A 21672-nucleotide genomic window follows, 5' to 3' on the forward strand; every position below is an offset into this window, starting at 1 on the left:
GATACCGTCGAGGACGGTGGGCGGACAGGGGCAGCCCGGCCGTCCGGGACCCGGCCGCTGGTCTTGGGTGCGGCGCCGGCTGCGATGCCGGACTCGGCCTGGTCGTGCAGGGGGTCACGGAGGCCGGCGCGGGCCAAGGGACCGGCCGCTGGTTCGGGGTCGGCCGGACCGCCGGCCCCCAGTGCCGCCGCGGGGTCGGTGGAAGCCGTCACGAACCCGTCGGCCAAGCGCTTCTTCGACGATGAAGCACTTGGCGTTGACTCAGGGCAGGCCGACGTTGTTGTGGCGGATCCTGACGGCAGCGGCGGCGGCCCGGGCGATGCCGGCGTCGGCGAGGACGACGAACGGGCCGGAGCCGCCGAGTTCGAGGACTTGCTTCCTCAGTCCCGGGGACGACGTTGTGGTGCGGATACGGCCAGCGTTGTGTCCGGCAGGTAGTGACGAGCGAAGAGGGTGGCGACCAGATCCCGCCGGCTGCGGACGCCCGTCTTGTCGAACACCGCCTTCAGGTGGTCCTGCACCGTGTGCGGTGACAGGCCGGCACTGCGGCCGATGTCGGCTGTGGACTGCCCCCGCAGTACCAGGGCCGTGACGTCCCTCTCACGAGGGGTCAGCCCGTACGCCGCGACGATCAGCGCGATGTGCTCGGCGGGACCGGCCCGTTCGACAACGACGGCGGTGCGGGCCGAGGTCTCCGTGGGTTCCTCCAGGCGCCAGGCGTGCAGCCGTACCCGGCCGTGCCTGCGGCTGTGCATCCACGAGGTGTGGGAGGCCGCGGCCCCTGCGGCCCGTACCGCCGCTGCCACCGCGTACACGGCGGGAGGCAATCCGTGGTCATGGGGTGGCACGCCGTCGGTGTGAGCCAGGTCGTCGAACCACATGGCCACGGTGGGCGTCGCATGGACCACCTGGTGGTCGCCGTCCAGCAGCACCAGTCCCGGCGCCGCCCCCGAGGCGCTCTCCTCGGCGAGCCGCGCCAGGTGCAGCCGGCGCAGTGCGTTCCCCAGCGGCTGGACCAGCGACGCCGCCACAGCCAGCTCCGGGGAGCCGAACGGGGGCGCGTCGTCTGCGCGGCCCATGACCAGGGCGCCCCACGTTCCGTGGCGGTCCCGCAGCAGCACACGTAACTCGTCGCGGAAACCCAGGGGCCGCATGATGTCGCGGTACCGGGGACTGAGGTCGAGGTTCCCGCTCGTCTCCCGGCTGAGCAGGCCCACCGGCGTCGGTCTGGCCGCCAGATCCGACAGGTCGTTGGCATCCCCCTCGCGGTACTCGATGTCGAGCATGCGCGGCATCATGGCGGCCGGCAGACCGTCTCGGTAGTCACCGCCGGTGTTCATCAACGTCTGCGGTTCCACGGTCACACAGGCGCATACGTCGAACCGCAGCACGGGCCGTACGACCCGTTTCACCGCCTCGAAGAACTCCTCGACACTCCGCGCGGACTGCGCCGCCCGCGCTGCCGAGTTCCCGATCTCGCCGACCCGTGTTACTCCCCCGTAGCGCCTCATGGTCCGAGGCTAAGCGTGTACAACGGTTCCCGAGCCCGGTTTGCGCAGGTAGCTGTGCCTCCGCTTACCGTGCCCGGGAACCGTCGCTGTCCGAGACGTGTGATCGACGTCTTGATCCGGGTCAGCGGTTGTTGTGCAGGACGAGGTTGAGCTTCGCCCAGTCCTTGCCGCCGTTCTCCCCGTTGCGGAGCGTGATCTCGCTGACCGTCGAGGTCTGTCCCGCGGGGACGTAGCGGTTGAAGTCGTACGCGGCGTCGAGGTCGGTGTTGGTGTCGTTCGTGCCCTCGTAGAACCGCAGGGTCACATGGATCATGACTCCGCCGGTGGCGTCCGTCTCCGCCGACACGTGCTTCTCCACACGGATCTCGCCCCCGCACGTGGTCTCCCACCACACCGACGGCGTGCGGACCTCGTTCACCCAGCCCTCGGAGGCGACGTTGCCGTTGCAGTACGTACCGGCGGTGAGGATGCCCTCGTCGTCGCGGATCGTGTAGGTGCCGGTCAGAGCGATGTTCCGCCACACGGAGGCCGTGATCGCGTTACCCCCCGCGGACGGGGCCGCAACAGCGGCCGGAACTCCCGCCACCGTCAGGCCGGCGGCGGCTGTGGCTGCGGCCAGCATCCCCGTGGCCTTTCTTCGTATGGACATCTCTTTCCCCTCGTTGTCGTCACCGAACGCGCCGAAGGCGGCTCACCGCCGTCGACCGGGTAAAGAGTGCCGCGGCCGGCCGGCGTATCCCATCCCAGACAGCTGGGGGGTCTCACCGTCGGCGTCCCGACCGCTCGGCAGCAGTCCGAGCGGTCCGGCCCGTATCGGACGAAGGGCATCGTGTCGACCCATGGCCGACGGGGGCCGCCGCCGGCGGCCCGTCAGCTCCGGACCCGCCGTCAGCGCCCCCGCCGGCGGGCCAGGACGATGCCGATCACAGCCGGCACCACGGCCACGACGACAAACCACGTGGGCATCACATCGGGTCCCCTGTGGGCGACAGGGGCGGTCACGGGTATCGAACCTCCCTGAGCAGGAGCAGGCTCCGGATGCCCGTGATCAAGATCGAGATGCGCTTTCCCGCGGGCCTTGCCGCCCGCGTGCCCCAACCTGCGTTCACCGCCGTCGGTCACAGGGCGGTGGCGGCGTGGGCCGGCCCCGCGACCATGTCCGGTTGGGGCGACGGCTTCCGAGGACACCGCAACCCGCTGTGCCGGTGACCGGGAATTCGGAGCACCGAAGGTTCGGGCATCAGCCGGCGCCGGTTTCCCCGGCCGGCCGGGGACAGCGCCTTTGCGCGCGAGGCGCCTGGTCATGAGGGTGATGGCGGCCCACACATGCGGGGGCTGGTCGAAGGGTGCCGGGGCCCTGGTGCTGGATCTTCTCCACATTACGTAGCGCGCGGCGTGCCCAGGATCTCGGTCATCACCGAGTGGATCGGGGTGCCGTTCAGCAGATTCCCGAGCTCTTCGACACCGCGTCGTCGTTGCGGTGGGGTGAGCGTGAGGTACTGCTCGATGCGTTCGTTGAATGTCCGCCGGTACTTCGCGTAGAGCTCCCGGTCCTCCCGGATACGGCCGGCCAGCTCGACCAGGGCGGCGGTCCCGGCGAAGTCGTCCTCAGGCAGCGGGTGACACGGAACCACGTCTGTGAACCGGCCCCCGGAGCGGCCGAACAACGTGCCGTCCAGTGCGCGCATGGTGAAGACATGGGCGTAGTGCTGCTCGTGGATCGCCAGGGGCAGCCGCCCCAGGGCGATCGATTCGTGGAGTGCCGTGAGCCCGGGAGCCAACAGGTAGTCCGCAGTGGTCGCCGCCGCCTGGAGCAGTTCACGCTGGCGCAGGAGACGGCAGTCGGCCCGGCCGCCCGCGGCCCGGATGGTCCGTTCCCGGCCCTCACCGAACGGACCGCCGCAGACGAGTACGTGACGGAACCGGGGCCAGTCGCGCAGCAGGTCCGGAATCCACCGGTGGAGCAGGCGTACGTAGTCGTTGTTGACGTCGAAGTCCAGGAGGAAGTTCTTGAACCCGCCGATGTTGATCAACAGGTCGTGTTCCGACTCGGCGGTGCGCACGACGTCCCGCAGGCCTTCGACGTCGACGATCGAGCCGGTCAGATGTATCTCGGGCCCCTCGCCCAGGGCGGCGAACCCGGATGCGCGCTCGGTGACGCCGGGGAAGTTCTGAACGACACTGTGTGTGGCGAGCAGGTGAGCCGCGACGACCCGCTCGTGCGGTGAGATGCCTGACAGGTGCTGGTCGGCGGCCGCGAAGCGGGAACGTGGCATGGCCGTGCACAAGTCGCGGATCTCGGTCAACGGTCGCGTGAGCTGCCAGAAACTGAACAGGCTGTCCACCATGGTCACGGGCCGCCGCGCCACGACGGACCGGAGCACCAACTCGGCGTCCATGACCGAAACCACGTGATCACTGCCTCGCAGCAGGTCGTCGATCAGTGCGGACCTGGCGTTCTCCGACAGCCCGCTGGTGTCATACGTGGCGTCGAAGGCATCGGGGTTGCGCCGGGCGAAGACAGCGGCGACGCCGTCCCCGACGAACACCCGCTCGTGCTCATGGAACGGCCGGGAGACCGCGACGAGTTCGGAGACCGGACCGAAGCCGCAGTTCTGCGCCCCCATCACGATCCGCACCTCACTGCGTCCCGCCGGTGGTTCCCCGCCGAGCGTCCGCCGCCTCGGCCGCGGGGGTGAGCACCTCGACGAGCCGTCCGGCGAAGTCGGCGGGATACCTCGCGTAGCCGACGTGCCCGCCGGGGAACAGTTCCACATCGCGGCCGAGCCGGCCGGCGAGGACGAGCGTCGGGCGGTGCACGAGGTCCCCGCGTGAGGCAAGGCCACCGGCCCACACCACTTTGTCCGCCACGTCCCGCAGTGCGGCGAGGTCGGGTACGAAGCGCGTGAACGGCCGGACGAAGTGGGTCAGGAAGAAGTCGGTGTTGTTGTGCACTTCGGGGAGGGCAGGCGCGGGCCGGCCGCCGTGGAGGGCCTGCAGTTTGGTGAGGGCCGGCGCCATTCCTTCACGGAGATACGTCTCGCAGATGTCGTCGAGAAGTGCCAGGTGCCGCTCGGCGTCCGGAAGGATGCTCAGAACAGGCGGCTCGTGGGCGACGACCAGCCGGACTTTGCCCGGGTGGCGGATGGTGAGTTCCAGCGCGATGAGCCCGCCCGAGCAGCTCCCGAAGACGTACACGGGCTCGTCCGGGTCGGCGAGGTGCCCGATCAGGCGGTACGCGTCGTCGGCGTGCTCCTCGACCCTCTGGTCCACCGGGGGGCCGTCGAGCACGCTGCGTGAGTTCCCGCGCGGATCGTAGGTGACGACGCGGTGACTCCCGGCCAGGACGGCGGCCAAGCGTTTGAACACCGCCGCATCGGAGTTTCCTCCCCCGATGAGGAGCAGGAAAGGCCCTTCACCCCGTACCTCGAAATAGATCTTCGCGCCCGGTACCGCGAGCGTCCCGCTGTTCAAGGGGTTCATCACACTCCAGGGGCTCAACCGGCGTGATGTCACAGCGTCGCACGGAGAACACGGACGGTGCAGGGCGCGCGGGAGCGGGGCTGCCGACTTCGCGGGCGCACTGTGATCGCAGGCGCTTCCCACTGCTCCCGTGCGCCGGTCTCATGGCGAGGCGCGCTGGGCATACCGGTCACATTGGTCCCGTTCCCACCATGTGTCCTCAGGCAAGGAGGCCCGGTTGACGGGCATCGAAGAAGTGCGGAAGATCCTCCGTGACCTGGGAATCGAGGAAGTGCTGCTGCGCCAGGACGCGCAGTTGCGTGCGCACCTCGGACTCGATTCCGTCGACCTCACGCAGATCCAGCTGGACCTGGCCGAGCGCTTCAACACCCGCGTCGATCTCTGGACAGAACACGATCTCACCGTGCGGCAACTCGCCGACGCCATCGGCGACCGCCAGCCCGTCGCGGGGGCCGGCGGAGAATACCGGGACCGCGGCTGGTGGCGTCCGGAGTTCCTGGACGACACCGTGCTGAACGCCCGGGCGCACGCGTCTCACCGCGTGGCAGTGGTCGACGCCGAGCGCACCTTCACCAGGGCCGAGCTCGACGCGGCGGTCTCCGGCTGCGCCGCCCGGCTGGTGCGCACGGGCATCCGGCCCGGCGACACCGTCCTCGTGCAACTGCCCAACCAGGCCCGGATCATCCTTCTCGCACTCGCGTTGATCAGGCTCGGTGCGCGCCCGGCTCTCGCCCTTCCCGCCCTGCGCGAGCACGAACTCGAGGCGGTGATCGCCGCGTTGGCGCCGACCGCGCTGGCCGTACCGGCCCGACATCAGCGCTTCGACCATCTGCGGCTCGCCGAGAAGCTCCGCGAACGGCACCCGTCGGTACGCACCCTGCTCGTCTCGGGTGCCGGCGACCGGGCCATCGGCCACGTGGACATCGACCGTCTCATCGAGGCCGGTGAGACGGCTCCCGCCCATCGGGACCGGCACCCCTCGGACACCGCACTCTTCCTGCTGTCGAGCGGAACCACGGGCGCTCCCAAAGCCATCGCCCGGACCCATGAGGCGCTGGGTCACGTGATCCGCTGCGCGGCAGCGGTCTCGGGACTGACCCCCGAATCCGTGTTCCTCGCCGTCCTGCCGGTGACGCACGGTTTCGCCCTCGCCTCTCCAGGGGTGCTGGGCACGCTCGCCTGCGGCGGAAAGGTCGTCCTCTCCGATCCGAACGATGCGGCCGCCGCCATGGCGCTGATCGAGCGGGAACGCGTCACACACTGCGCGCTCACCCCCGCGCTCGCGCGGCAGTGGCTCCTCACCCGCACCGCTTCCAGCGGTCCTGACCTGTCGAGCCTGCAGGTCCTGCAGGTCGGCGGGGCGCGCCTGGACGAATCCACGGCCGCCCGGCTGAGTCGTTCCTTCGGCTGCCGAATCCAGCAGGTGTACGGCATGAGCGAGGGACTGCTGAACTTCACCCGGCTCGACGATCCGCCCGAGGTGGCGTTCACCACGCAGGGACGCCCCTCCTCGCCCGGTGACGAGATCCTCGTGGTGGACGGCGAGGGCCGGCCCGTCGCCGGCGGTGAGGTGGGCGAACTCCTGGTCAGAGGGCCGGGTGTCATCACGGAGTACCACGGTGGCGCGGCAGCCGCGTCATTCACCCCCGACGGCTTCTACCGCACCGGCGACCTCGTCCGTCGCCACGAGTCCGGGAACCTCGTGGTCGCCGGACGCGTCAAGGACGTGATCAACCGCGGAGGAGAGAAGATCCCGGCGGACGAACTGGAGGCGTTGGTACTGGCGCACCCCGGGGTGCGGGCCGCCGCGGCCGTCGCGATGCCCCATCGTGTACTGGGTGAGGCCGTGTGCCTGTACGTCGTGGGCGGTAACGAGGGGGCACCGTCCCTGCCGGAGCTCCGCCGATATCTGGAGGACAGCGGACTGGCCCGGTTCAAACTGCCCGAACGGCTCGTCGAGGTGCCGGCACTCCCCCTGACCGCGGTCGGCAAGACGGACAAGGTACGGCTGCGCCAGGACATCGTGACCCGGCTGGACACCAAGGGCTAGGGAACAGCAGCGGCATCGCCCGCGCCGTGCTGGCCGCGGCCGCCGCTCCCGATCAGGCAGCCGAGTTCACCCGCGTCCCGTTGCGCTCACTGCTGAAGAAGGCCGGCCGCCAGCGCGGCATCGAGGCAGGAGTCGAACGACTGCGAGACGCCCTGCGCATCCCGCACATGCGCCGGCCCTCACAGGTCGAGCAGGCTGTGGGACGCCAGGCCATCGCCCTGCTCAGACAGCTCGATGCCGCCCGCACCAGCGTCGAGGACCTCACCGCGTTCCCTGCCACGCCCACCCCACAACTCACCGTCGCCGCTTGACAGATCAACTGCATCGCATGTCTCCTTCCACGCCTGCCGCCACCGCCGCACCGACCGGACACCGACCCGCGGGTCCTTGGCGGTCACCGAACTCGCCTCGCCCCGGACGAACCGCTCGGCCGCCTGGAGCCGTACCCCCTCGCGAAACTGCTGCCGTTCGGTGGTCGGCCCGTCCCCTTGTGGATACCGCATGCCCCGGTGGTACCGCACAGGCGACGACCCGTCAGCCCCTACGACACCACGAGTTCAGCCTCAGCAGCTCGCGTACCACCCTCCACCAGGTCCCGTTCCCGCGAGTTGCCGGTGTGTGGCGCCCAGGGACTCGGCGGTGGCGAGCTCGCGGTCGTCGATGTCAGCCGCGACGATCTTCGCGGCACCCGCCAGCCGGGCGCCGGCCAGCGCGACCGGACTGGCCGGTCGGGCCGGGTCAGGGAGTGTCCAAAACTGACACACCCGCTCCTTTCTGCGGAATTCGAAGCCGGGACTCGTTGGTCATCGCAGTGACTGAACGGCGTAGAGGGCCCCGAAGGACGCAGCAAGGACGCCCAGCAGCAGGCGCAGGGCGGTCTCGGGCAGTCGGGGCTGCAGGTACGCCCCAAGGTATCCGCCGATCAGCCCGCCCAGGCCGCAGGCCAGCCCGAGGTGCCAGTCGGGGGCGATGCCCCCGGAGCCGGTCAGGGACAGCAATGCGAAGGTCGCGGCCCCGGCCGCAGAGGTGGCGAAGGTGGAGGCGAGGGCTGCCGGAGCGACCTGGCTCACGGGCATGCCCCGGCCGGCCAGGAGGGGGCCGAGGATGGAACCGCCGCCGATTCCGTAGACCCCGCCGACGATGCCGACGGCCAGGGCCAGGCCGGTGATGGTGCGAGGGGAGGGCTCCGCCGCCGAGGCGGCCGGGGCGGGCCGGAGGGTGCGGGCGATCAGCCACAGACCCAGCGGCATCAGCAATCCGGCGACGAGTAGGCGGAAGACGGTGGAGCCGGTTACGGCAAAGACCCGCACCACCGCTCCGATGACCACGCCGGGCAGGGCGCCGATCACCAGGCGGCGGGTCAGCGGACTGTTCAGCAGGCCCGCTCGGCGGTAGCGCAGCAGGGCACCGGGCCCGGCCACCACGTTGTACAACAGGTTGGTGGGGGTGACCGCCGGACCGGGTACGCCGAACACGCTCAGCTGCACGGGCAGCAGGAACACCGCTCCCGAGACCCCCACGGGCGCGGTCACCACGGCGATCATCAGGCCGACGGCCAGCCCATACAGTTCCACCGAGCCTGCCATTTCAACTCCCGGTCATTCGAACGTCCGCCCAGTATCGCCACCCCGCGCCGACGCCTCGTCAGAGGGTTTGCCGCTACCGAGCGGGAGCGGGGTGACGCGGTGGTGCTGGCAGGAGGCGCAGTTGATCCGCTTCCTGTACGTCAGCCCCTCGACGGTGTCGGCGGCCCGTCGGAAAGGTGCCGTGGACCGGGGCCGGCAAGACCAGGCGAGCCCGCTGGGACGGTCGGGCAGGCCGCGGACGTGGCTGCCGCACAACGTCAGGAACCGGGCCACGACCGGCTCATCGGCGGTGCCACTCCTCTGCGAGGAGTTGGTAGGAGCGCACCCGGTCGGCGTGGTCGTGGGTGAGGGTGGTGATGATCAGCTCGTCGGCGCCGGTGGCCTCCTGCAGTTGTTCGAGCTGGTCGGCGACGCGCTCCGGAGAGCCGACGAACTGGGTGTCGACGCGGTCGGCGACCAGGGCCTGATCCGCTTCGGTCCAGGCGTGGGCGCGGGCCTGGACCGAGGTCGGGAAGGGGATGGCGCCCTCGGCGGTGCGGATGCTGCGGACCCACAGGCCGTAGCCGGTGGCCAGTTCGCGGGCGGTTTCGTCGTGCTCGGCGACGACGACGTCGGCGGAGACGCTGACGTAAGGCTTGTCGAGGTGGCCGGACGGCTGGAACGCGGCGCGGTAGCCCTCGGCCGCCTCCAGTACGGTGGCCGGGCTGACGTGGTAATTGGCCGCGAAGCGCAGGCCGTTGCGGCCCGCGACGTCGGCACTTTGTCCGCCGCTGCTGCCGAGGATCCATACCTGCACCTCGGCGCCCTCGCCGGGGACGGCGTGCGCTTCGATCCCGTCCGGGGAGCGGTAGTCGCCGCGCAGGAGCGCAAGTATGTCGTCGATCTGCTCGCCGTAGTCCTGGGGGCGCGCGCCCGGCTGGTGCAACAGTCGCTGCTGGAGCAGGAAACGCGGCGAACCGATCAGGTGTTCAGGGGAAAACCGTGGTGGGATCTTCAGACCGTTGGGGGCGCGCCCGTCGGCGACGGGGGGCGTGGCCGGCCGGGGTCCTGCCGTCCGTCCGGAGGGACGTCCGCCCGAGCGGCCGAGGCCCAGGTCGAGTCGCCCGGGGTGCAGGGCGTCGATCAGCCCGAACTCCTCGACGGTGGACAGGGCGGTGCGGTGACCGAGCTGTACGGCCCCGGATCCGATCCTGATCGTGGAGGTCGCGGAGGCGGTCAGGGCCAGCACGACGGCGGGAGAGGTCCCGGCCACGCCCGGGTTGAGGTGGTGCTCGGCGAACCAGTAGCGCGTGTAGCCGAGACGCTCGGTCTGCTGGGCGAGGTCGATGGTGTTGCGCAGCGCCTCTGCGGCGGTGGAGCCGGACGAGATCGGGACGAGGTCGAGGACTCCAAGAGGGATGCCGGACATGGTCGGGTGTTGCTCCTCAGCGGTCGGTGGGCGCGGGTGCGGATGCGGACACGGGCCCGGCGATGGCCGGAGCCCAGGGGAACGGCGGGTCGGGGATGTCGCGTCGCAGAACGGGGGCGATGTCGGACTGGAAGAGTTCGAGCGAGGCACGGTGCTGGGCGTGGGTGAGCCCGCCCGCGTCGGCGTGCAGGTGGAGCACGCTGTGCCCGAACTGCTCGTGGTAGCGGTGCACTTTGTCGATCACTTGCTGCGGGCTGCCGATCAGCGCCGAGCTGCGTTCGACGAAGTCCTCCAGGGTGGCGAACACCGGCTCGGCACCCAGGCGTTTCCGGAAGGCGAGATAGCCCTCGAACACCGGCCGGTATGCGGCGACCGCTTCCTGCGAGGTACGGGCCGCGTAGTAGCCGGCCGTCCCCGCGCCGACGACGGCCCGACCCGGGTCGTTGCCGTAGTGCTTCCATCGCTCCCGGTAGTAGCGGATGAGATCGGCGTACGGCTCGATCGGGTGGGTGACGTTGGCCGAGAAGAGCGGATCTCCGTAGCGGGCAGCGAGATCGACCGACTCCTGGCTCGTCGCGCTGCCGTGCCAGACCCGGATGGGCTGCTGGAGCGGCCTCGGCCACACCTCGGCGTCTGCCGGCTCGGGGCGGAAGCGCGGGGAGGCGCTCACCTTGTCCTGCCGCCAGATCCGGCGGAACAGCTCGTAGCTCTCGGCGTTGCGGTCCCACTGGTCCTCGGGTGTGACGTGGAACAGCTCTCGCTGGGCGGTGCCGTTGCCCTTGCCGATGATCAGGTCGAGACGGCCCGCCGACAGGTGGTCCAGGGTCGCGTAGTCCTCGTACGCGCGTACCGGGTCGAGCAGGCTGAGGGTGGTGACGGCGGTGAACAGCCGGATCCGGGAGGTGAGCGCAGCGATGTGGCTCAGCACGACCGGTGGTGAGGAGGAGATGAACGGCCACTCGTGGCGTTCGCCGACGCCGAAGCCGTCGAATCCGAGTTCCTCGGCCAGCAGCGCGTTGTCGATCACCTCGCGGAAGCGCTCGTTGGTGGACTTCTGGACGCCGGTCGCCGGATCCGGGGCGTGCACGATGAGGGTGACGGCCAGGAACTTCACGACGCGGCCCGCCGGGTCTCCGGCTCCGCGCGTGCGTCGGGGTGTGCCAGGCCGAGGTGGTCGCGGAGCGTGGTGCCTGTGTAGTCGTGGCGGAACACACCGCGTTCCTGGAGCAGCGGGACGACGGTGTCGGCGAACTCGTCCAGGCCGCCGGGGGTGATGTGCGGGACCAGGATGAAGCCGTCTGCTGCGTCCGCCTGGACGAAGGCGTTGATGGTCTCGGCGACGGTGGCCGGGGAGCCGACGAACGACTGGCGTCCGGTGGTCTCGATGACCAGCTCGCGGATCGACAGGTTCTCCGCTGCGGCGCGCTCGCGCCATTGTCTGGCGACGGCGAGCGGGTCGCGGAACATCCGGACGCTGGCTCGGCCGCGGGCGATGGTGTTCTCGCCGGGGTCCGGGTCGATGTCGGGGAGCCGGCCGTCCGGGTCGTAGGCGGAGAGGTCCCGGTTCCAGACGTGTTCGAGGTACTTGATCGCGGTCCGGCCGCTGACCTGTTGGCGTCGTATCCCATGCGCCAGCTCCTGCGCCTCGGCGTCGGTGTCGCCGAGTACGAAGGTCGCCGCGGGGAGGATGAGCAGCTGGTCGTGGCTTCGGCCGTGGCGGGTCAGGCGTCCCTTGACGTCGGCGTAGAAGTCCCGGCCCGCCTCCAGGGTGCTGTGCCGGCTGAAGATGGCGTCGGCGCTGGAGGCGGCGAATTCGCGCCCCTCGTCGGAGTCACCGGCCTGGAAGATCACCGGGCGGCCCTGCGGGCTGCGCGGGACGTTGAACCGACCAGCGATGTCGAAGTGCTGTCCTTGGTGGACGAAAGCCCCGGCCTGCGCGTCCTTCAGGAAGATACCGGACTCCTGATCGGCGACGATTTCGTCGCCGTGCCAGGAGTCGAACAGCTCAGTGGCGGTGGACAGGAACTCCTTGGCCCTGGAATAGCGCTGCTCCTGCGGGAGGAAGCCGCCGCGCCGGAAGTTCTCGCCGGTGAAGGCGTCCCAGGAGGTGACGACGTTCCAGGCGGCCCGTCCGCCGGAGAGGTGGTCCAGGCCGGCGAACTGGCGGGCCACCTCGTAGGGCTCGTTGAAGGTGGAGTTGATGGTGCCGGTCAGGCCGAGATGTTCGGTGACGGCGGCGAGCGCGGACAGGACGGTGAAGGTGTCGGGCCGTCCCACCACGTCCAAGTCATGGATTCGGCCGCCCTGTTCGCGCAGCCGCAGCCCTTCGGCGAGGAACAGGAAGTCGAATTTGGCTCGTTCGGCGGTCCGTGCGAAGTGCGCGAACGAGCTGAACTCGATGTGGCTGCCCGCCTGCGGGTCGCTCCACACGGTGGTGTTGTTGACGCCGGGGAAATGGGCCGCGAGATGGATCTGCTTCAGGGGCTTGCCCGTGGTCGCCTTGCTCGTGGTCGCCTTGCTCGGGGCCGGCGTGCCGGTGGTCGGCTTGCTCATGGTCGTAGGACTCCTCCGGCTTCAGGCAGCGGCGTAGCGGTTTGCGGGGCGGGCAAGGCCGAGCAGCCCGCGCAGGGTGTCCGCCTCGTAGCTGTGCCGGAAGGCACCTCGGCGCTGGAGTTCGGGCACCAGGCCCCGTGTGACCTGCTCCAGGTCGTGACCGATCACTCCGGGACGCAGCCGGAAGCCGCTGAGGCCGGCCCGGCGCCACTCCAGCAGGAGATCGGCCAGTTGCCCGGGTGTACCCGTGAACACTTCAGCGTCGCTCGTGTACGTGTGGCCCGCGAGGTCGTCGAGACGGGCCTTGCGGTCCTCCGCCGCCGAGGGGGCGTCGTCCAGGAACACGACCAGGTCAGCGAAGATGTGCAGTGGCTCCTCCGCCCGCCCCGCCTCAGCCTGGGCGGCACGGATTTCGCCGATGACGGCGCGGGCCCGGCCGGTGTCGTGCGGGGTGACGTAACCGATGTCGGCCGAGAGGCCCACCAGCCGATACGACACGCTCTGGTGCGCGAGCGCGCTGACGATGGGCTGTCCCTGCGGCGGCCGAGGGGTGATCGAGGGTCCCTTGACGCTGAAGTGCCTGCCCTCGAAGTTGATGTAGTGCAGCTTGTCGCGGTCGATGAACCGCCCGGTGGCGACATCGCGGATCTCCGCGTCGTCCTCCCAGCTGTCCCACAGGCGGCGCACCACCTCGATGTGGTCGGCGGCCTCCTCGAAGAGCTCGGCGATCAGTTTGCGGCCGTCCGGGGTGCCCCGGTCGTCGGAGCGGAGACGTGGGAAGGTACGACGGCCGAAGTGCGCGGCCTCGTTCTGCCGTGCCGACACCTGGACGCGCAGGCCCGCGCGACCGGCGCTGACGTAGTCCAGGGTGGCGATCGCCTTGGAGATGTGGAACGGCTCGGTGTGGGTGGCGACCACAGTCGGCACCAACCCGATGTGCCGCGTCAGCGGTGCGACCCGGGCGGCGAGGAGTACCGCGTCCAGCCGGCCCCGCACCTGGTCGGTGCGCTCGTCCGGCTCCGTGAGGTGCGAGGACTGCAGTCCGAGAGAGTCCTCGAACGTTACGAAGTCGAGCAGGCCGCGTTCGGCCTCGGCCACGAGGCCGACCCAGTAGCCGGCGGTGAACAGGGCGTTGGGCCGGGCTCCCGGCTCGCGCCAGGCAGCCGGGTGCCAGCCTGTGCCGTCCAGCGCCACAGCAAGGTGAAGAGGGGGAGGTGCGGACACGAGAAGGGGGCCTTCCTGGTCGACCGTATGTGATCACCGGCCCTCATAGGGAGGGCCCAGCGGCGAGGAACAGGTCAGGAACAACAGAGAGCGCCGGCCACCCGTTGCGGGTCAATGCGGGGCCGGGAGTACAGGCGGACGCAGCCACGCGCGGCGCGAACCCCGACAGCTGGGACGAGAACGCGGGAAACAGGGGGCAGCACCGTCACCTCCGCTCCTCCGGCCGCTCGTCCTGCTCCGCACGGGCCCTGCCGTGCTCCGGTAGGGCAGGGCCCATGTCGTCGCAGGTTAGGCGGATCAGGACGGACGAAGGTGGAGGGCGTATTGCGGTTCCATGAAACCGTCCGGACACCGCTGGGCGGGCTGGGCGGCGGCCCCGTCCACGATGTGTACGGACCAGTCCAGGATCTGCACCGCCGCCCCTGCGGCCTCCAGCCCTTGGCAGTGGGCATGGTGGCGGCGGGCGATCCCGTCCAGGTCGAGGTGGGTGCCGAAGGCGGGGTGGGCGGCCAGTCGCCGTGCGTAGGCCCATAGGCGCGGATGGTCGGCGATGTGGTGGACCGCGGCGGCGTCCAGGTGCAGACGGTGCACGGTGTCGAGTTGCACCAGGGTCACCCACAACCGCACGTCGGCGGCGGTCATTTCGTCACCCAGGATGAATTCCTGGTGGGTGAGTCGCCACTCCAGCGAGTTCAGAACGCCGAGCAGGGAACTGAGGGCGGTCCGCCGTGTCGTGGCGTCGGCGCCGGCCTGCCCGGCGTGCTGTGCGGCTTCGTCGATGCGGTACTCGCAAAGGCGTCCGACGGCTTCGATCTCCTCCTCCGCGCCGTGTGGGTAGAGGGCGGGCCAGTCGGAGCCGTCACCACCGAAGTGCCTGGCCAGATCCCTGAGGATGCCCGGCGTGTCCGTGCTGACGATCCGCCCCGTCCAGTCGTCGCTCAGCACCGGTGCGGCGGCCGGTCCGGGATGCCGGTGCGAACTGGCCTCGTACAACGGGTGCAGAGCGGAGTGACCGCCGTCGGGGCCGTCGGGCACGGCCGGCAGCAGTGCCACCGGGAGGATGTCTGCCAGGCCGAGCAGGCCATGGGTGATGGCGATCCGCAGACAGTGGGGACAGGACAGCGAGAGGTGGAGGCGGTAGCGGCGCGCCACGGCGTAATAGCCACTGCTCGCGTCACAGCCGATCCTTCCCCGGAACGACGGCGAAGAGGGGAGGGACGGCACGGTGGGCAGGGGTGCGGCGGGCATGTCTCTCCCTGGGTCCGGGTTCCGACTTCTGGTTCTCAGAGGTGCGGTGGGCGCCGCACGTGGGGTGAGGGGCGCGCGGCGGCGTCGGCGCGTACCCGTACCCGGCGGGGATGCGGTGCCGATGGGCACCGCCGGTGTCAGCGCAGAGGGCTCGCCGCGCTGCAGACACGCAGGAGATCGATGTGACGGCGGGAGGTCAGCAGGAGAGGCGGCCGTCCGGCGCGGTCGGCGGGCGGCTGCAGACGCTCCATAATTTCCTACCAGTTCACTAGGAATCTCTGCTTCGGAGTGTCAGGCGGTCTTCGTGCCACGTCAAGAGGGCCTTACCGTGTATCGCCCGGCGTCTCACATGATGGAAGAGAGTGCTACGCCGCCCGGTCCGTCCCGCAGGAGGGGGCAGGGCGCGCACGGCTCGGCGGCGGCACCGGTCAAGGGAGGGATCGGGGCCCCGTCGCGCGAGGGCACCGAGCCGGACGGGCGGAACCGCCGGAAGGCCCCGGCGCGGGGTGAGCCCGTCGGGGTGCTGCCCGCCGGGGACTGCGAGGAGCGCGGCCCGACCTGGGCTCCCCCGCGTGCCGGCGGTGTCGTCGTCGGCACCCCGGTCGACGAGGCCGCGTACTCTTCGCGATGGTGGTCAACTCCGTCATCCGCAACCGCGCCTTCCAGTGGGATGTCGTCGGCCGGTACTTCACCACCGCCGCCGTGCTCGACGGGCTGCTGCTCACCCTGTGGCTGACCGGCGTGGTGATGGTGCTCGGCTTCCTGCTCGGCATCCCCCTGGCCGTCATGCGGCTTTCTGCCGATCCTGTACTGCGCACGCTGAGTTGGGGTTACGTGTGGATCTTCCGGTCCACTCCGCTGCTGGCACAGCTGCTGTTCTGGTTCAACATCGGCGCTCTCTACCCGACGCTCGGCCTCGGCATCCCCTTCGGGCCCGAGTTCGTCACCGTCAAGACGGTCAACCTGCTCGGCCCCACCCTCACCGCCGTCATCGGCCTGACCCTGCACGAAGCCGCCTACGCCGCCGAGGTGGTGCGCGGCGGCATCCTCTCCGTCGACTCCGGCCAGACGGAAGCCGCCCAGGCTCTCGGCATCGGCAGACGGCGCACCCTGCGCCGGATCGTCATTCCGCAGGCGATGCGCTCCATCGTGCCGACCGCCGGGAACATGCTGATCGGCACCCTGAAGGGCACCAGCATCGTCAGCGTGCTGGCCGTGCACGACCTGCTGTACTCGGTGCAGCTGGTCTACAACCAGACGTACCGGGTCATCCCGCTGCTGATGGTCGCCACCCTCTGGTACATCGCGGTCACGACCGTGCTCAGCGCGGGGCAGTTCTACGTCGAGCGCCACTGCGCGCGTGGCTCCGCCCGCGCGCTGCCGCCCACGCCTCTGGAAAAGCTCAGGGTCCATCTGGCCGCGGTGCGTGCCCGGCTGTACAGGGCGACGGAGCCCGACGCCCGCCCGGCAGTCGACCGTGGCCGGTGAGCCCACCCGCGGTGTTGCTTTCCCTGCATTTCCCATCGATTTACTAGGAAAGCATTGACGACCCGCCCATCGGGTGCGCAGGATGATGCACATGGCCCACACGCAGCAGCGACTCGTTCGTCGTCGGCATGTCGACTTTGGTCACGTCGTCAGCGCCGCCTGCTGTCGCGCGTAGAGGGCACGCCGCTCACACGTTGCGCGTGCCACCCCGCTCCTTCTCTCTCATCCAGGTGATCAGGCAAAGCCACCGCTGCGCCTGATGGCCCGACGCCCTCCTGAAGGACGACCGCCATGACCACGGCACTTCCGGCCCAGGCCACTCCATTGAATTCGCCACTCCCCGACATGCGCCATCTCCGCCTCGTGGGCGACACCGCGCAGTTCGGCGACGAGGGAAACGGTTCCGCTCCCCTCGTCGGCTACCTCGTACTCGTCCCCGAGGGCACCGATCCCGCCCAGCTCTTCGCGAAGGACGTGACACGACCGGAGATCCGGCCGGTCGCCTATACGGACGCACCTCCCGTGCAGCAGACGGGAGACGGCGGCGTGCGCATCGATCCCGCGCGACATGCCGCAGAGCTGGACGGACGTGAACTCGATCTCACCTACCTGGAGTTCGGGCTGCTGGCCCATCTCGTTCTACATCCCCACCAGGTGCATTCGCGCGAGCAGTTGATGGCCGGCATCTGGGGCTACGACCACATCGGCGACGGCCGCACCGTGGATGTCCACATCGCGCGGCTGCGCCGCAAGCTGGGCAGAGTTCACCGGCACCGGATCGTCACCGTGCGGCGCGTGGGCTACAAGTACGTGCCCGACCGGCAAGAGGACCCCGACACCGCACCTTGCCGCCGGCCTTGAGCAGAAAACCGCCATGGGCGTTGCCACTGCGCCGTCCGGACCCGCCTCGGATTCCGACCTGATCGGGCCCGGCCGTGCGCACTGGCTGCGCGAGGCCCGCAAGCGCATCCGGCTGCTGGAGCAGGAGACCGAGGTGCTGCAGAGGGCTGCGGCGTATCCGTCGCAGGCGAACCTGCCGGCAGAATGACGTACCCTCTCCTCCACGAGCTGGCCGCAGCCGCTGCCCCTCACCGGGTGCCGGTGGCGGTGACGTGCCGGGTGCTCGGGCCGGCCCGCCGGCCCTGCTGCCGGTGGCTGGACCGGCCGGTCACCGATACCGAGCTGTCCGAGGCATACCGGGCCAGTGCCCTGGGCGACGCGCACCGTGACGATCCCGGGCTCGGTCACCGCTTCCTTCTCGACGAGGCCCGCGTCGCCGGTGAGCCGACGGCCGAGCGGACCGCCTGGCGGATCTGCCGGGACAACGGCTGATGGAGCGCCTTCGGCAAGCGCAGGGGCCGCGGCAGGAACGCCAGGTCCGGGCCGCCGGTCCACGATGAGCGGGTAACGCCGCACCTTCACCGCCGACGGGCCGAACAGGCTGTGGCTCACGAACATCGCCGAGCACGCCACCCGCGAGGGGAAGCCGTATCTGTGCGCCGTCAAGGACGCCTTCCCGGGCCGCATCATGGGCTGCTCCACCGACGCCCGCACGGAGTCCCGCCTCGCCGTGGCCGCGCTGGAGTCCGCCGTCGCCCGCCGTGGCCGGGTGGCCGGGTGCGTGGTGCATGCGGACCGCGGCTCGCAGTTCCGGTCACGGAAGGCTGCTGCCGTACTCACCCGGCATGGCCTGGCCTGCTCGATGGGCCGCGTCGGGGCGGCGGGTGACAACGCTGCGATGGAGAGCTTCTTCGCGCTGCTGCAGAAGAACGTCCTCGACCGCCGTGTCTGGGCCGCTCGCCAGGAGTCGCGAATCGCGATCGTGACCTGGCTCGAGCGGACCTGCCACCGGCGCCGGCGCCAAAGACGCCTGGACCGATTGCCCCTGTCGAGTACGAGACCATCATGACCCCACCCGCGGCTCTGGCTGCATGAACCCCGTTGTCACCCGATCACGCAGCAGTCCCGACGGTGGATGGGGAAGGGAAGCGGGCCGGCCGGGGATGGTGCCGGACGAGTTGGTCAGGCGTGCGGTCGACGCATGATGGCAGGCAAGGTCGTTGTCCTGATCCGGCGATAGGTCACAAAGCCGTACACAGCCAGTGCCGCCCAGATGACGGTACTGGCCAACGGCCACCACATGTCCCGTCCCCTCTCCCCCTGGATGAGACTGCTGGCCCAACTGGCCAACCAGCTGACCGCGAGGAGAAGCGCCGCCCATCTGGCCCACCGCCAGATTCGCATGGTCCCTCGAGCACGGGCCTCCTGTGGGCCCTGCTCGTCCTGCCGCAATCGTGTGCCGTCCATGACTGCCGTCTACCCCCTCCCCGTCCCTCGCCTCCTGCCTCCTTCGGGAAAGGCCAAAAACGGATGGCTTCGCCAGCTTCACGGATACTCAGAGGCGGTCCGGGAGGAACTGGATTGCACTTCGTGTTTCGTTCTTTCCCAATGAGCTCGTGCACGGTAAGCGGTGAGGCGTCGAGGATGGCGGCGGAGCTCGATGTTCACGTCCGCCGTGCCGACGTCAGGTCCGCGGCCTGCTGAGGGGACAGCAGGCCGGCGACGGCCTGGACGGTGTGGCTCATGTGCTCGCGGCGACCGAGGTGGCGGGACAGAGCACGTCAGTTCTTCAGGTGGACGATGCCGGTCCTTGCGCCCGGCGGCAGGCCGCCGGGCGCGGCTCTCGGTGCCGTCGGCGATCCCGGTCTTCCCGCCGGCACCGAGGTGGGCGACGACCTCGGCCGGAGTCCGCAACCGAAGGCCGGGGCCCACAACTGCCTCCCCGCTCGGCCGGCAGAGGTCGCACCTCGCCAATGGCGCGGGTGATGGTGGAGCGGTCCACGTCGAACCAGCAAGCCAGCACGCCGTGCGTGGCCCCGTATCGGAGGTGCACGAGGATGGCCAGGAGCCGGTCGACGAAGAGCAGTGGGTGCTTCGCGGCGGTGCCCAGCGCGCGCTTCCGCGGTCCGGGCACAAGCCTGGCCCGGTGTCGTTCACGCCACAACGGACCGAGCTCGGCCACGGGTTCAGCGATCACGTCGGCCGACAGGCCCGTGACCCTCCGGTCGCTGATGACCGCTGCGCACGACGCGTTCCTCACCACACGACCATGAACGGCGATCAGGAGCACGACACCTCATCGCTCACCGTGCACGGGCTCGTCAGGGCCTGCCGGGAATCAATCCGTGGGTTTCGAGGCCTGAAATCGCAAGTCGGCGTGTCACTCGCCTGCATGTTGTTCTTCGGCAGGTCCTTGGTCAGCGTGTGCGGCGAGCGGTGGCCAGACCGTAGCCTCCGAGTACGATCGCGATGACGGACAGCACCAGCGCCGTGACCGGGAGGATCGCGGCGCCGTCGCGCAAAGAACCGGCTGAGCTGGTGAGCGCCACCAAGCCGAGAAGCAGCACGACCAGAGCGTGCAGTCGGGTGGCGGGAACGAGCTTCGAGCGGGTTTCACTCACACTTGCCTCCTCAGGTGGCCAACGTTGTCAGCTGTGCTCACGACTGCCCCTGGTGGAACCGATCATGCAGTCAACGCGACTGATGAACCACGCAGTTGGGCCGCTCGAACGAATGAACCGCTCCAGGTCCGATGGAGGCTCGATTTCCTGAAAGGATCAATTCATGGTATGCCCGCCCCCTACCCTCCTGGGCTGAAGCGGCCCGGCTCCACCAGCCGCTTGGACCGCGCGCACTCCTTCCCCTCGGGAGGCGGATGCGCTGTCCCGGCCCAGGACCGTCACCGCCCGACGGTGACCATCAACGTCTGGTAATTCAACCGCCAGGGCCTCGCGGCCCGGCCGCGTCCTTCCGGTGAGAAACCACCGTGCGTGGCCCGGTCGGCCGCACCGGTCTTCCCCCGACGACCGGCCGTCGATCACCACAGCAGGAGCATCCGTCCCGGCCGGCGCCTCCAGATACTGCGCCAGGCCGATGCCCCGGCGTCGGAGCACCTCCTCCGCCTCGGCCGGCGCCGACCGCACCCGCTCCGACTCGGCGCCGAGTTCCTCCACCCGCACCGCAGCGGCCTTCTGCCACGATGCCAGGACCGCCCGCATCGCGCGGCACAACCTCACGATCCTGGCATCAGGCGCGGCATGAACACAGACGGCGGGAACGACGAAGCCTCCGGAGCCGACCAGCCCCGGAGGCTTGCGCCGCGTCACCCCTCAACGAGCCCCGTTCACCGGGGTCACGCTGCCCACTCCGTAGCGGTGGGCGCGCAGGTGTTCAGCCGGTGCTGTTGTTCTCCGTGCCCTGCGCCTTCGTGTTCCCGTTGTTGTTCGACGCGCCCGAGAGGGCGCCGTTGGTGAGCGTGCCCAGGATGTTGCCGGGACTCAGGGCAGAGACGTTGTTGAGCGCGCCGTCGATGATGCCGGCCTGTGCGGGGGCCACGGAGGCAAGGGCTGCACCGGTGGTGAGCGCGGTGATGGCGAGGATGCGGGAGAATGTCTTCATACCGTGATCAACTTCCACGATGCCTTCGCGGATACGCCTGCAGTCCCCTGAAGGGACCAATCGTTCCTGTCTGCCGGGGGCGGCTACCCTCCACAGGGGCACCTGTGCCCGGACTGCCCAGCTCCCACCTGGACACGGGCCCGGCGGGCCCTCACGGTGCACCGCGGCCCCGGGGCACCCCGAGGCGGAATCGCAGTTCGGCGGTTCGTCCGCCCGGGCCCGGCCGGCCCGGGCGGTGAGGAAATGCTGTGCTCGTGGGACTGAGCCGCTGTGCCCTCGGCCTGAGACAGTGGCGGGACTGCCGGTCAGTAGTCAGGGCAGCCCGGCTAGCTGGAACGCCTGGCGGCCATGCGGACGCCGGCAACGTCCTCCGGGACGCCGTTCCCCTCGGCGCGATCGTTCGTTGAGGCGTCCCGCCGGGCGCTCATCGGGCGAGGCGGAACCGACATCGCCACGCCCGCCTGGACACCCTGCAGCGCACCCGTCGCGATCTCCGTCCTCGAGCGCCTGCCGAGGCCGCGCTGGGATGCGGCCGGCATGCCGGGGCAGGGTCGGCTGCGCTACAGAGGAAGGTGGCGAGGGACAGCCGCCCGTGGGCGCCCCGCGACTCCCCCGGTCCTCGGCTTCCACGACGACACCCACGCGATGGTGATGACGGACGCC

General features: G+C 70.1%; 21 protein-coding genes and 1 pseudogene. 8 read left to right on the forward strand and 14 right to left on the reverse strand.

Annotated features, from left to right (window positions below):
- Positions 1-380: 380 nt before the first annotated feature.
- Both ACF07S_RS28015 and ACF07S_RS28020 read right to left on the reverse strand, forming a co-directional pair.
- The gene (locus ACF07S_RS28015) at positions 381-1511 is read right to left on the reverse strand and encodes a LuxR C-terminal-related transcriptional regulator (protein WP_391975453.1); all 1131 of its coding nucleotides are present in this window, start codon (positions 1509-1511) and stop codon (positions 381-383) included.
- Positions 1512-1632: 121 nt separating this feature from the next.
- Positions 1633-2160, reverse strand: coding sequence for a hypothetical protein (locus ACF07S_RS28020; protein WP_391975454.1), 528 nt, complete (start codon positions 2158-2160; stop codon positions 1633-1635).
- 395 nt (positions 2161-2555) lie between these two features.
- Between ACF07S_RS28020 and ACF07S_RS28025 the strand changes: the two genes are divergently transcribed.
- Positions 2556-2720, forward strand: a complete 165-nt coding sequence (locus ACF07S_RS28025; protein ID WP_391975455.1) for a hypothetical protein — start codon at positions 2556-2558, stop codon at positions 2718-2720.
- Between the two features lie 170 nt (positions 2721-2890).
- Here ACF07S_RS28025 and ACF07S_RS28030 read toward each other — a convergent pair whose 3' ends face one another.
- Positions 2891-4138: a hypothetical protein gene (locus ACF07S_RS28030; RefSeq protein ID WP_391966345.1), complete on the reverse strand. Its 1248-nt coding sequence runs from the start codon at positions 4136-4138 to the stop codon at positions 2891-2893.
- A gap of 13 nt (positions 4139-4151) precedes the next feature.
- Positions 4152-4994, reverse strand: a complete 843-nt coding sequence (locus ACF07S_RS28035; protein ID WP_391966346.1) for an alpha/beta fold hydrolase — start codon at positions 4992-4994, stop codon at positions 4152-4154.
- 217 nt (positions 4995-5211) lie between these two features.
- On the opposite strand from ACF07S_RS28035, the gene ACF07S_RS28040 reads away from it, so the two are divergent.
- Together ACF07S_RS28040 and ACF07S_RS28045 are read left to right on the forward strand one after the other, a co-directional pair.
- Complete coding sequence (locus tag ACF07S_RS28040; RefSeq protein WP_391975456.1) at positions 5212-7044, forward strand: AMP-binding protein; 1833 nt, start codon at positions 5212-5214, stop codon at positions 7042-7044.
- Between the two features lie 26 nt (positions 7045-7070).
- Positions 7071-7355: a hypothetical protein gene (locus ACF07S_RS28045; protein WP_391975457.1), complete on the forward strand. Its 285-nt coding sequence runs from the start codon at positions 7071-7073 to the stop codon at positions 7353-7355.
- A gap of 272 nt (positions 7356-7627) precedes the next feature.
- Here ACF07S_RS28045 and ACF07S_RS28050 read toward each other — a convergent pair.
- The 7 genes and pseudogenes from ACF07S_RS28050 to ACF07S_RS28080 form a co-directional block, all read right to left on the reverse strand.
- Positions 7628-7757 (reverse strand): annotated as a pseudogene (locus tag ACF07S_RS28050) (S-(hydroxymethyl)mycothiol dehydrogenase); the annotation flags it as partial.
- A 90-nt stretch (positions 7758-7847) separates the two neighbouring features.
- Complete coding sequence (locus tag ACF07S_RS28055; RefSeq protein WP_391975458.1) at positions 7848-8630, reverse strand: TSUP family transporter; 783 nt, start codon at positions 8628-8630, stop codon at positions 7848-7850.
- Positions 8631-8910: 280 nt separating this feature from the next.
- The gene (locus ACF07S_RS28060; RefSeq protein WP_391975459.1) at positions 8911-10038 is read right to left on the reverse strand and encodes an LLM class flavin-dependent oxidoreductase; all 1128 of its coding nucleotides are present in this window, start codon (positions 10036-10038) and stop codon (positions 8911-8913) included.
- Positions 10039-10054: 16 nt separating this feature from the next.
- Entirely contained in the window at positions 10055-11152 is a 1098-nt protein-coding gene (locus ACF07S_RS28065; protein ID WP_391975460.1) for an LLM class flavin-dependent oxidoreductase, read from the reverse strand.
- Entirely contained in the window at positions 11149-12591 is a 1443-nt protein-coding gene (locus ACF07S_RS28070) for an NtaA/DmoA family FMN-dependent monooxygenase (protein ID WP_391975461.1), read from the reverse strand. Before ACF07S_RS28070 ends, ACF07S_RS28065 begins: the two co-directional genes overlap by 4 nt.
- A 21-nt stretch (positions 12592-12612) precedes the next feature.
- The gene (locus tag ACF07S_RS28075; RefSeq protein ID WP_391966353.1) at positions 12613-13815 is read right to left on the reverse strand and encodes an LLM class flavin-dependent oxidoreductase; all 1203 of its coding nucleotides are present in this window, start codon (positions 13813-13815) and stop codon (positions 12613-12615) included.
- A 297-nt stretch (positions 13816-14112) separates the two neighbouring features.
- A complete protein-coding gene (locus ACF07S_RS28080) occupies positions 14113-15063 on the reverse strand; it encodes a glutathione S-transferase C-terminal domain-containing protein (RefSeq protein ID WP_391966354.1) in 951 nt (316 codons plus the stop codon).
- A gap of 558 nt (positions 15064-15621) precedes the next feature.
- On the opposite strand from ACF07S_RS28080, the gene ACF07S_RS28085 reads away from it, so the two are divergent.
- From ACF07S_RS28085 to ACF07S_RS28105, 5 genes are all read left to right on the forward strand, one after another.
- The gene (locus ACF07S_RS28085) at positions 15622-16551 is read left to right on the forward strand and encodes an amino acid ABC transporter permease (protein ID WP_391975510.1); all 930 of its coding nucleotides are present in this window, start codon (positions 15622-15624) and stop codon (positions 16549-16551) included.
- Between the two features lie 291 nt (positions 16552-16842).
- Complete coding sequence (locus ACF07S_RS28090; protein WP_391975462.1) at positions 16843-17412, forward strand: winged helix-turn-helix domain-containing protein; 570 nt, start codon at positions 16843-16845, stop codon at positions 17410-17412.
- Positions 17413-17425: 13 nt separating this feature from the next.
- The gene (locus tag ACF07S_RS28095) at positions 17426-17599 is read left to right on the forward strand and encodes a hypothetical protein (RefSeq protein WP_391975463.1); all 174 of its coding nucleotides are present in this window, start codon (positions 17426-17428) and stop codon (positions 17597-17599) included.
- On the forward strand, positions 17596-17883 hold the full coding sequence (locus ACF07S_RS28100) for a hypothetical protein (RefSeq protein ID WP_391975464.1): 288 nt from the start codon (positions 17596-17598) through the stop codon (positions 17881-17883). The genes ACF07S_RS28095 and ACF07S_RS28100 overlap by 4 nt, the downstream gene beginning before the upstream one ends.
- Positions 17884-17992: 109 nt before the next feature.
- Positions 17993-18460: a transposase gene (locus tag ACF07S_RS28105; RefSeq protein WP_391975511.1), complete on the forward strand. Its 468-nt coding sequence runs from the start codon at positions 17993-17995 to the stop codon at positions 18458-18460.
- A 720-nt stretch (positions 18461-19180) separates the two neighbouring features.
- Here ACF07S_RS28105 and ACF07S_RS28110 read toward each other — a convergent pair.
- From ACF07S_RS28110 to ACF07S_RS28120, 3 genes are all read right to left on the reverse strand, one after another.
- Positions 19181-19681, reverse strand: coding sequence for a transposase family protein (locus tag ACF07S_RS28110; RefSeq protein ID WP_391966358.1), 501 nt, complete (start codon positions 19679-19681; stop codon positions 19181-19183).
- 127 nt (positions 19682-19808) lie between these two features.
- On the reverse strand, positions 19809-20012 hold the full coding sequence (locus tag ACF07S_RS28115) for a hypothetical protein (protein ID WP_391966359.1): 204 nt from the start codon (positions 20010-20012) through the stop codon (positions 19809-19811).
- 769 nt (positions 20013-20781) lie between these two features.
- Complete coding sequence (locus ACF07S_RS28120) at positions 20782-21009, reverse strand: hypothetical protein (RefSeq protein ID WP_391966360.1); 228 nt, start codon at positions 21007-21009, stop codon at positions 20782-20784.
- Positions 21010-21672 lie beyond the last annotated feature (663 nt).

Source organism: Streptomyces sp. NPDC016640, from assembly GCF_043076215.1.
Lineage (GTDB): Bacteria > Actinomycetota > Actinomycetes > Streptomycetales > Streptomycetaceae > Streptomyces.

Coding starts and splice junctions, on each gene's coding strand:
- ACF07S_RS28070 (WP_391975461.1), bottom strand. CDS start 12,591: ATGAGCAAGCCGACCACCGGCACGCCGGCCCCGAGCAAGGCGACCACG.
- ACF07S_RS28080 (WP_391966354.1), bottom strand. CDS start 15,063: ATGCCCGCCGCACCCCTGCCCACCGTGCCGTCCCTCCCCTCTTCGCCG.
- ACF07S_RS28030 (WP_391966345.1), bottom strand. CDS start 4,138: ATGGGGGCGCAGAACTGCGGCTTCGGTCCGGTCTCCGAACTCGTCGCG.
- ACF07S_RS28090 (WP_391975462.1), top strand. CDS start 16,843: ATGACCACGGCACTTCCGGCCCAGGCCACTCCATTGAATTCGCCACTC.
- ACF07S_RS28095 (WP_391975463.1), top strand. CDS start 17,426: ATGGGCGTTGCCACTGCGCCGTCCGGACCCGCCTCGGATTCCGACCTG.
- ACF07S_RS28060 (WP_391975459.1), bottom strand. CDS start 10,038: ATGTCCGGCATCCCTCTTGGAGTCCTCGACCTCGTCCCGATCTCGTCC.
- ACF07S_RS28100 (WP_391975464.1), top strand. CDS start 17,596: ATGACGTACCCTCTCCTCCACGAGCTGGCCGCAGCCGCTGCCCCTCAC.
- ACF07S_RS28120 (WP_391966360.1), bottom strand. CDS start 21,009: ATGAAGACATTCTCCCGCATCCTCGCCATCACCGCGCTCACCACCGGT.
- ACF07S_RS28055 (WP_391975458.1), bottom strand. CDS start 8,630: ATGGCAGGCTCGGTGGAACTGTATGGGCTGGCCGTCGGCCTGATGATC.
- ACF07S_RS28035 (WP_391966346.1), bottom strand. CDS start 4,994: ATGAACCCCTTGAACAGCGGGACGCTCGCGGTACCGGGCGCGAAGATC.
- ACF07S_RS28020 (WP_391975454.1), bottom strand. CDS start 2,160: ATGTCCATACGAAGAAAGGCCACGGGGATGCTGGCCGCAGCCACAGCC.
- ACF07S_RS28015 (WP_391975453.1), bottom strand. CDS start 1,511: ATGAGGCGCTACGGGGGAGTAACACGGGTCGGCGAGATCGGGAACTCG.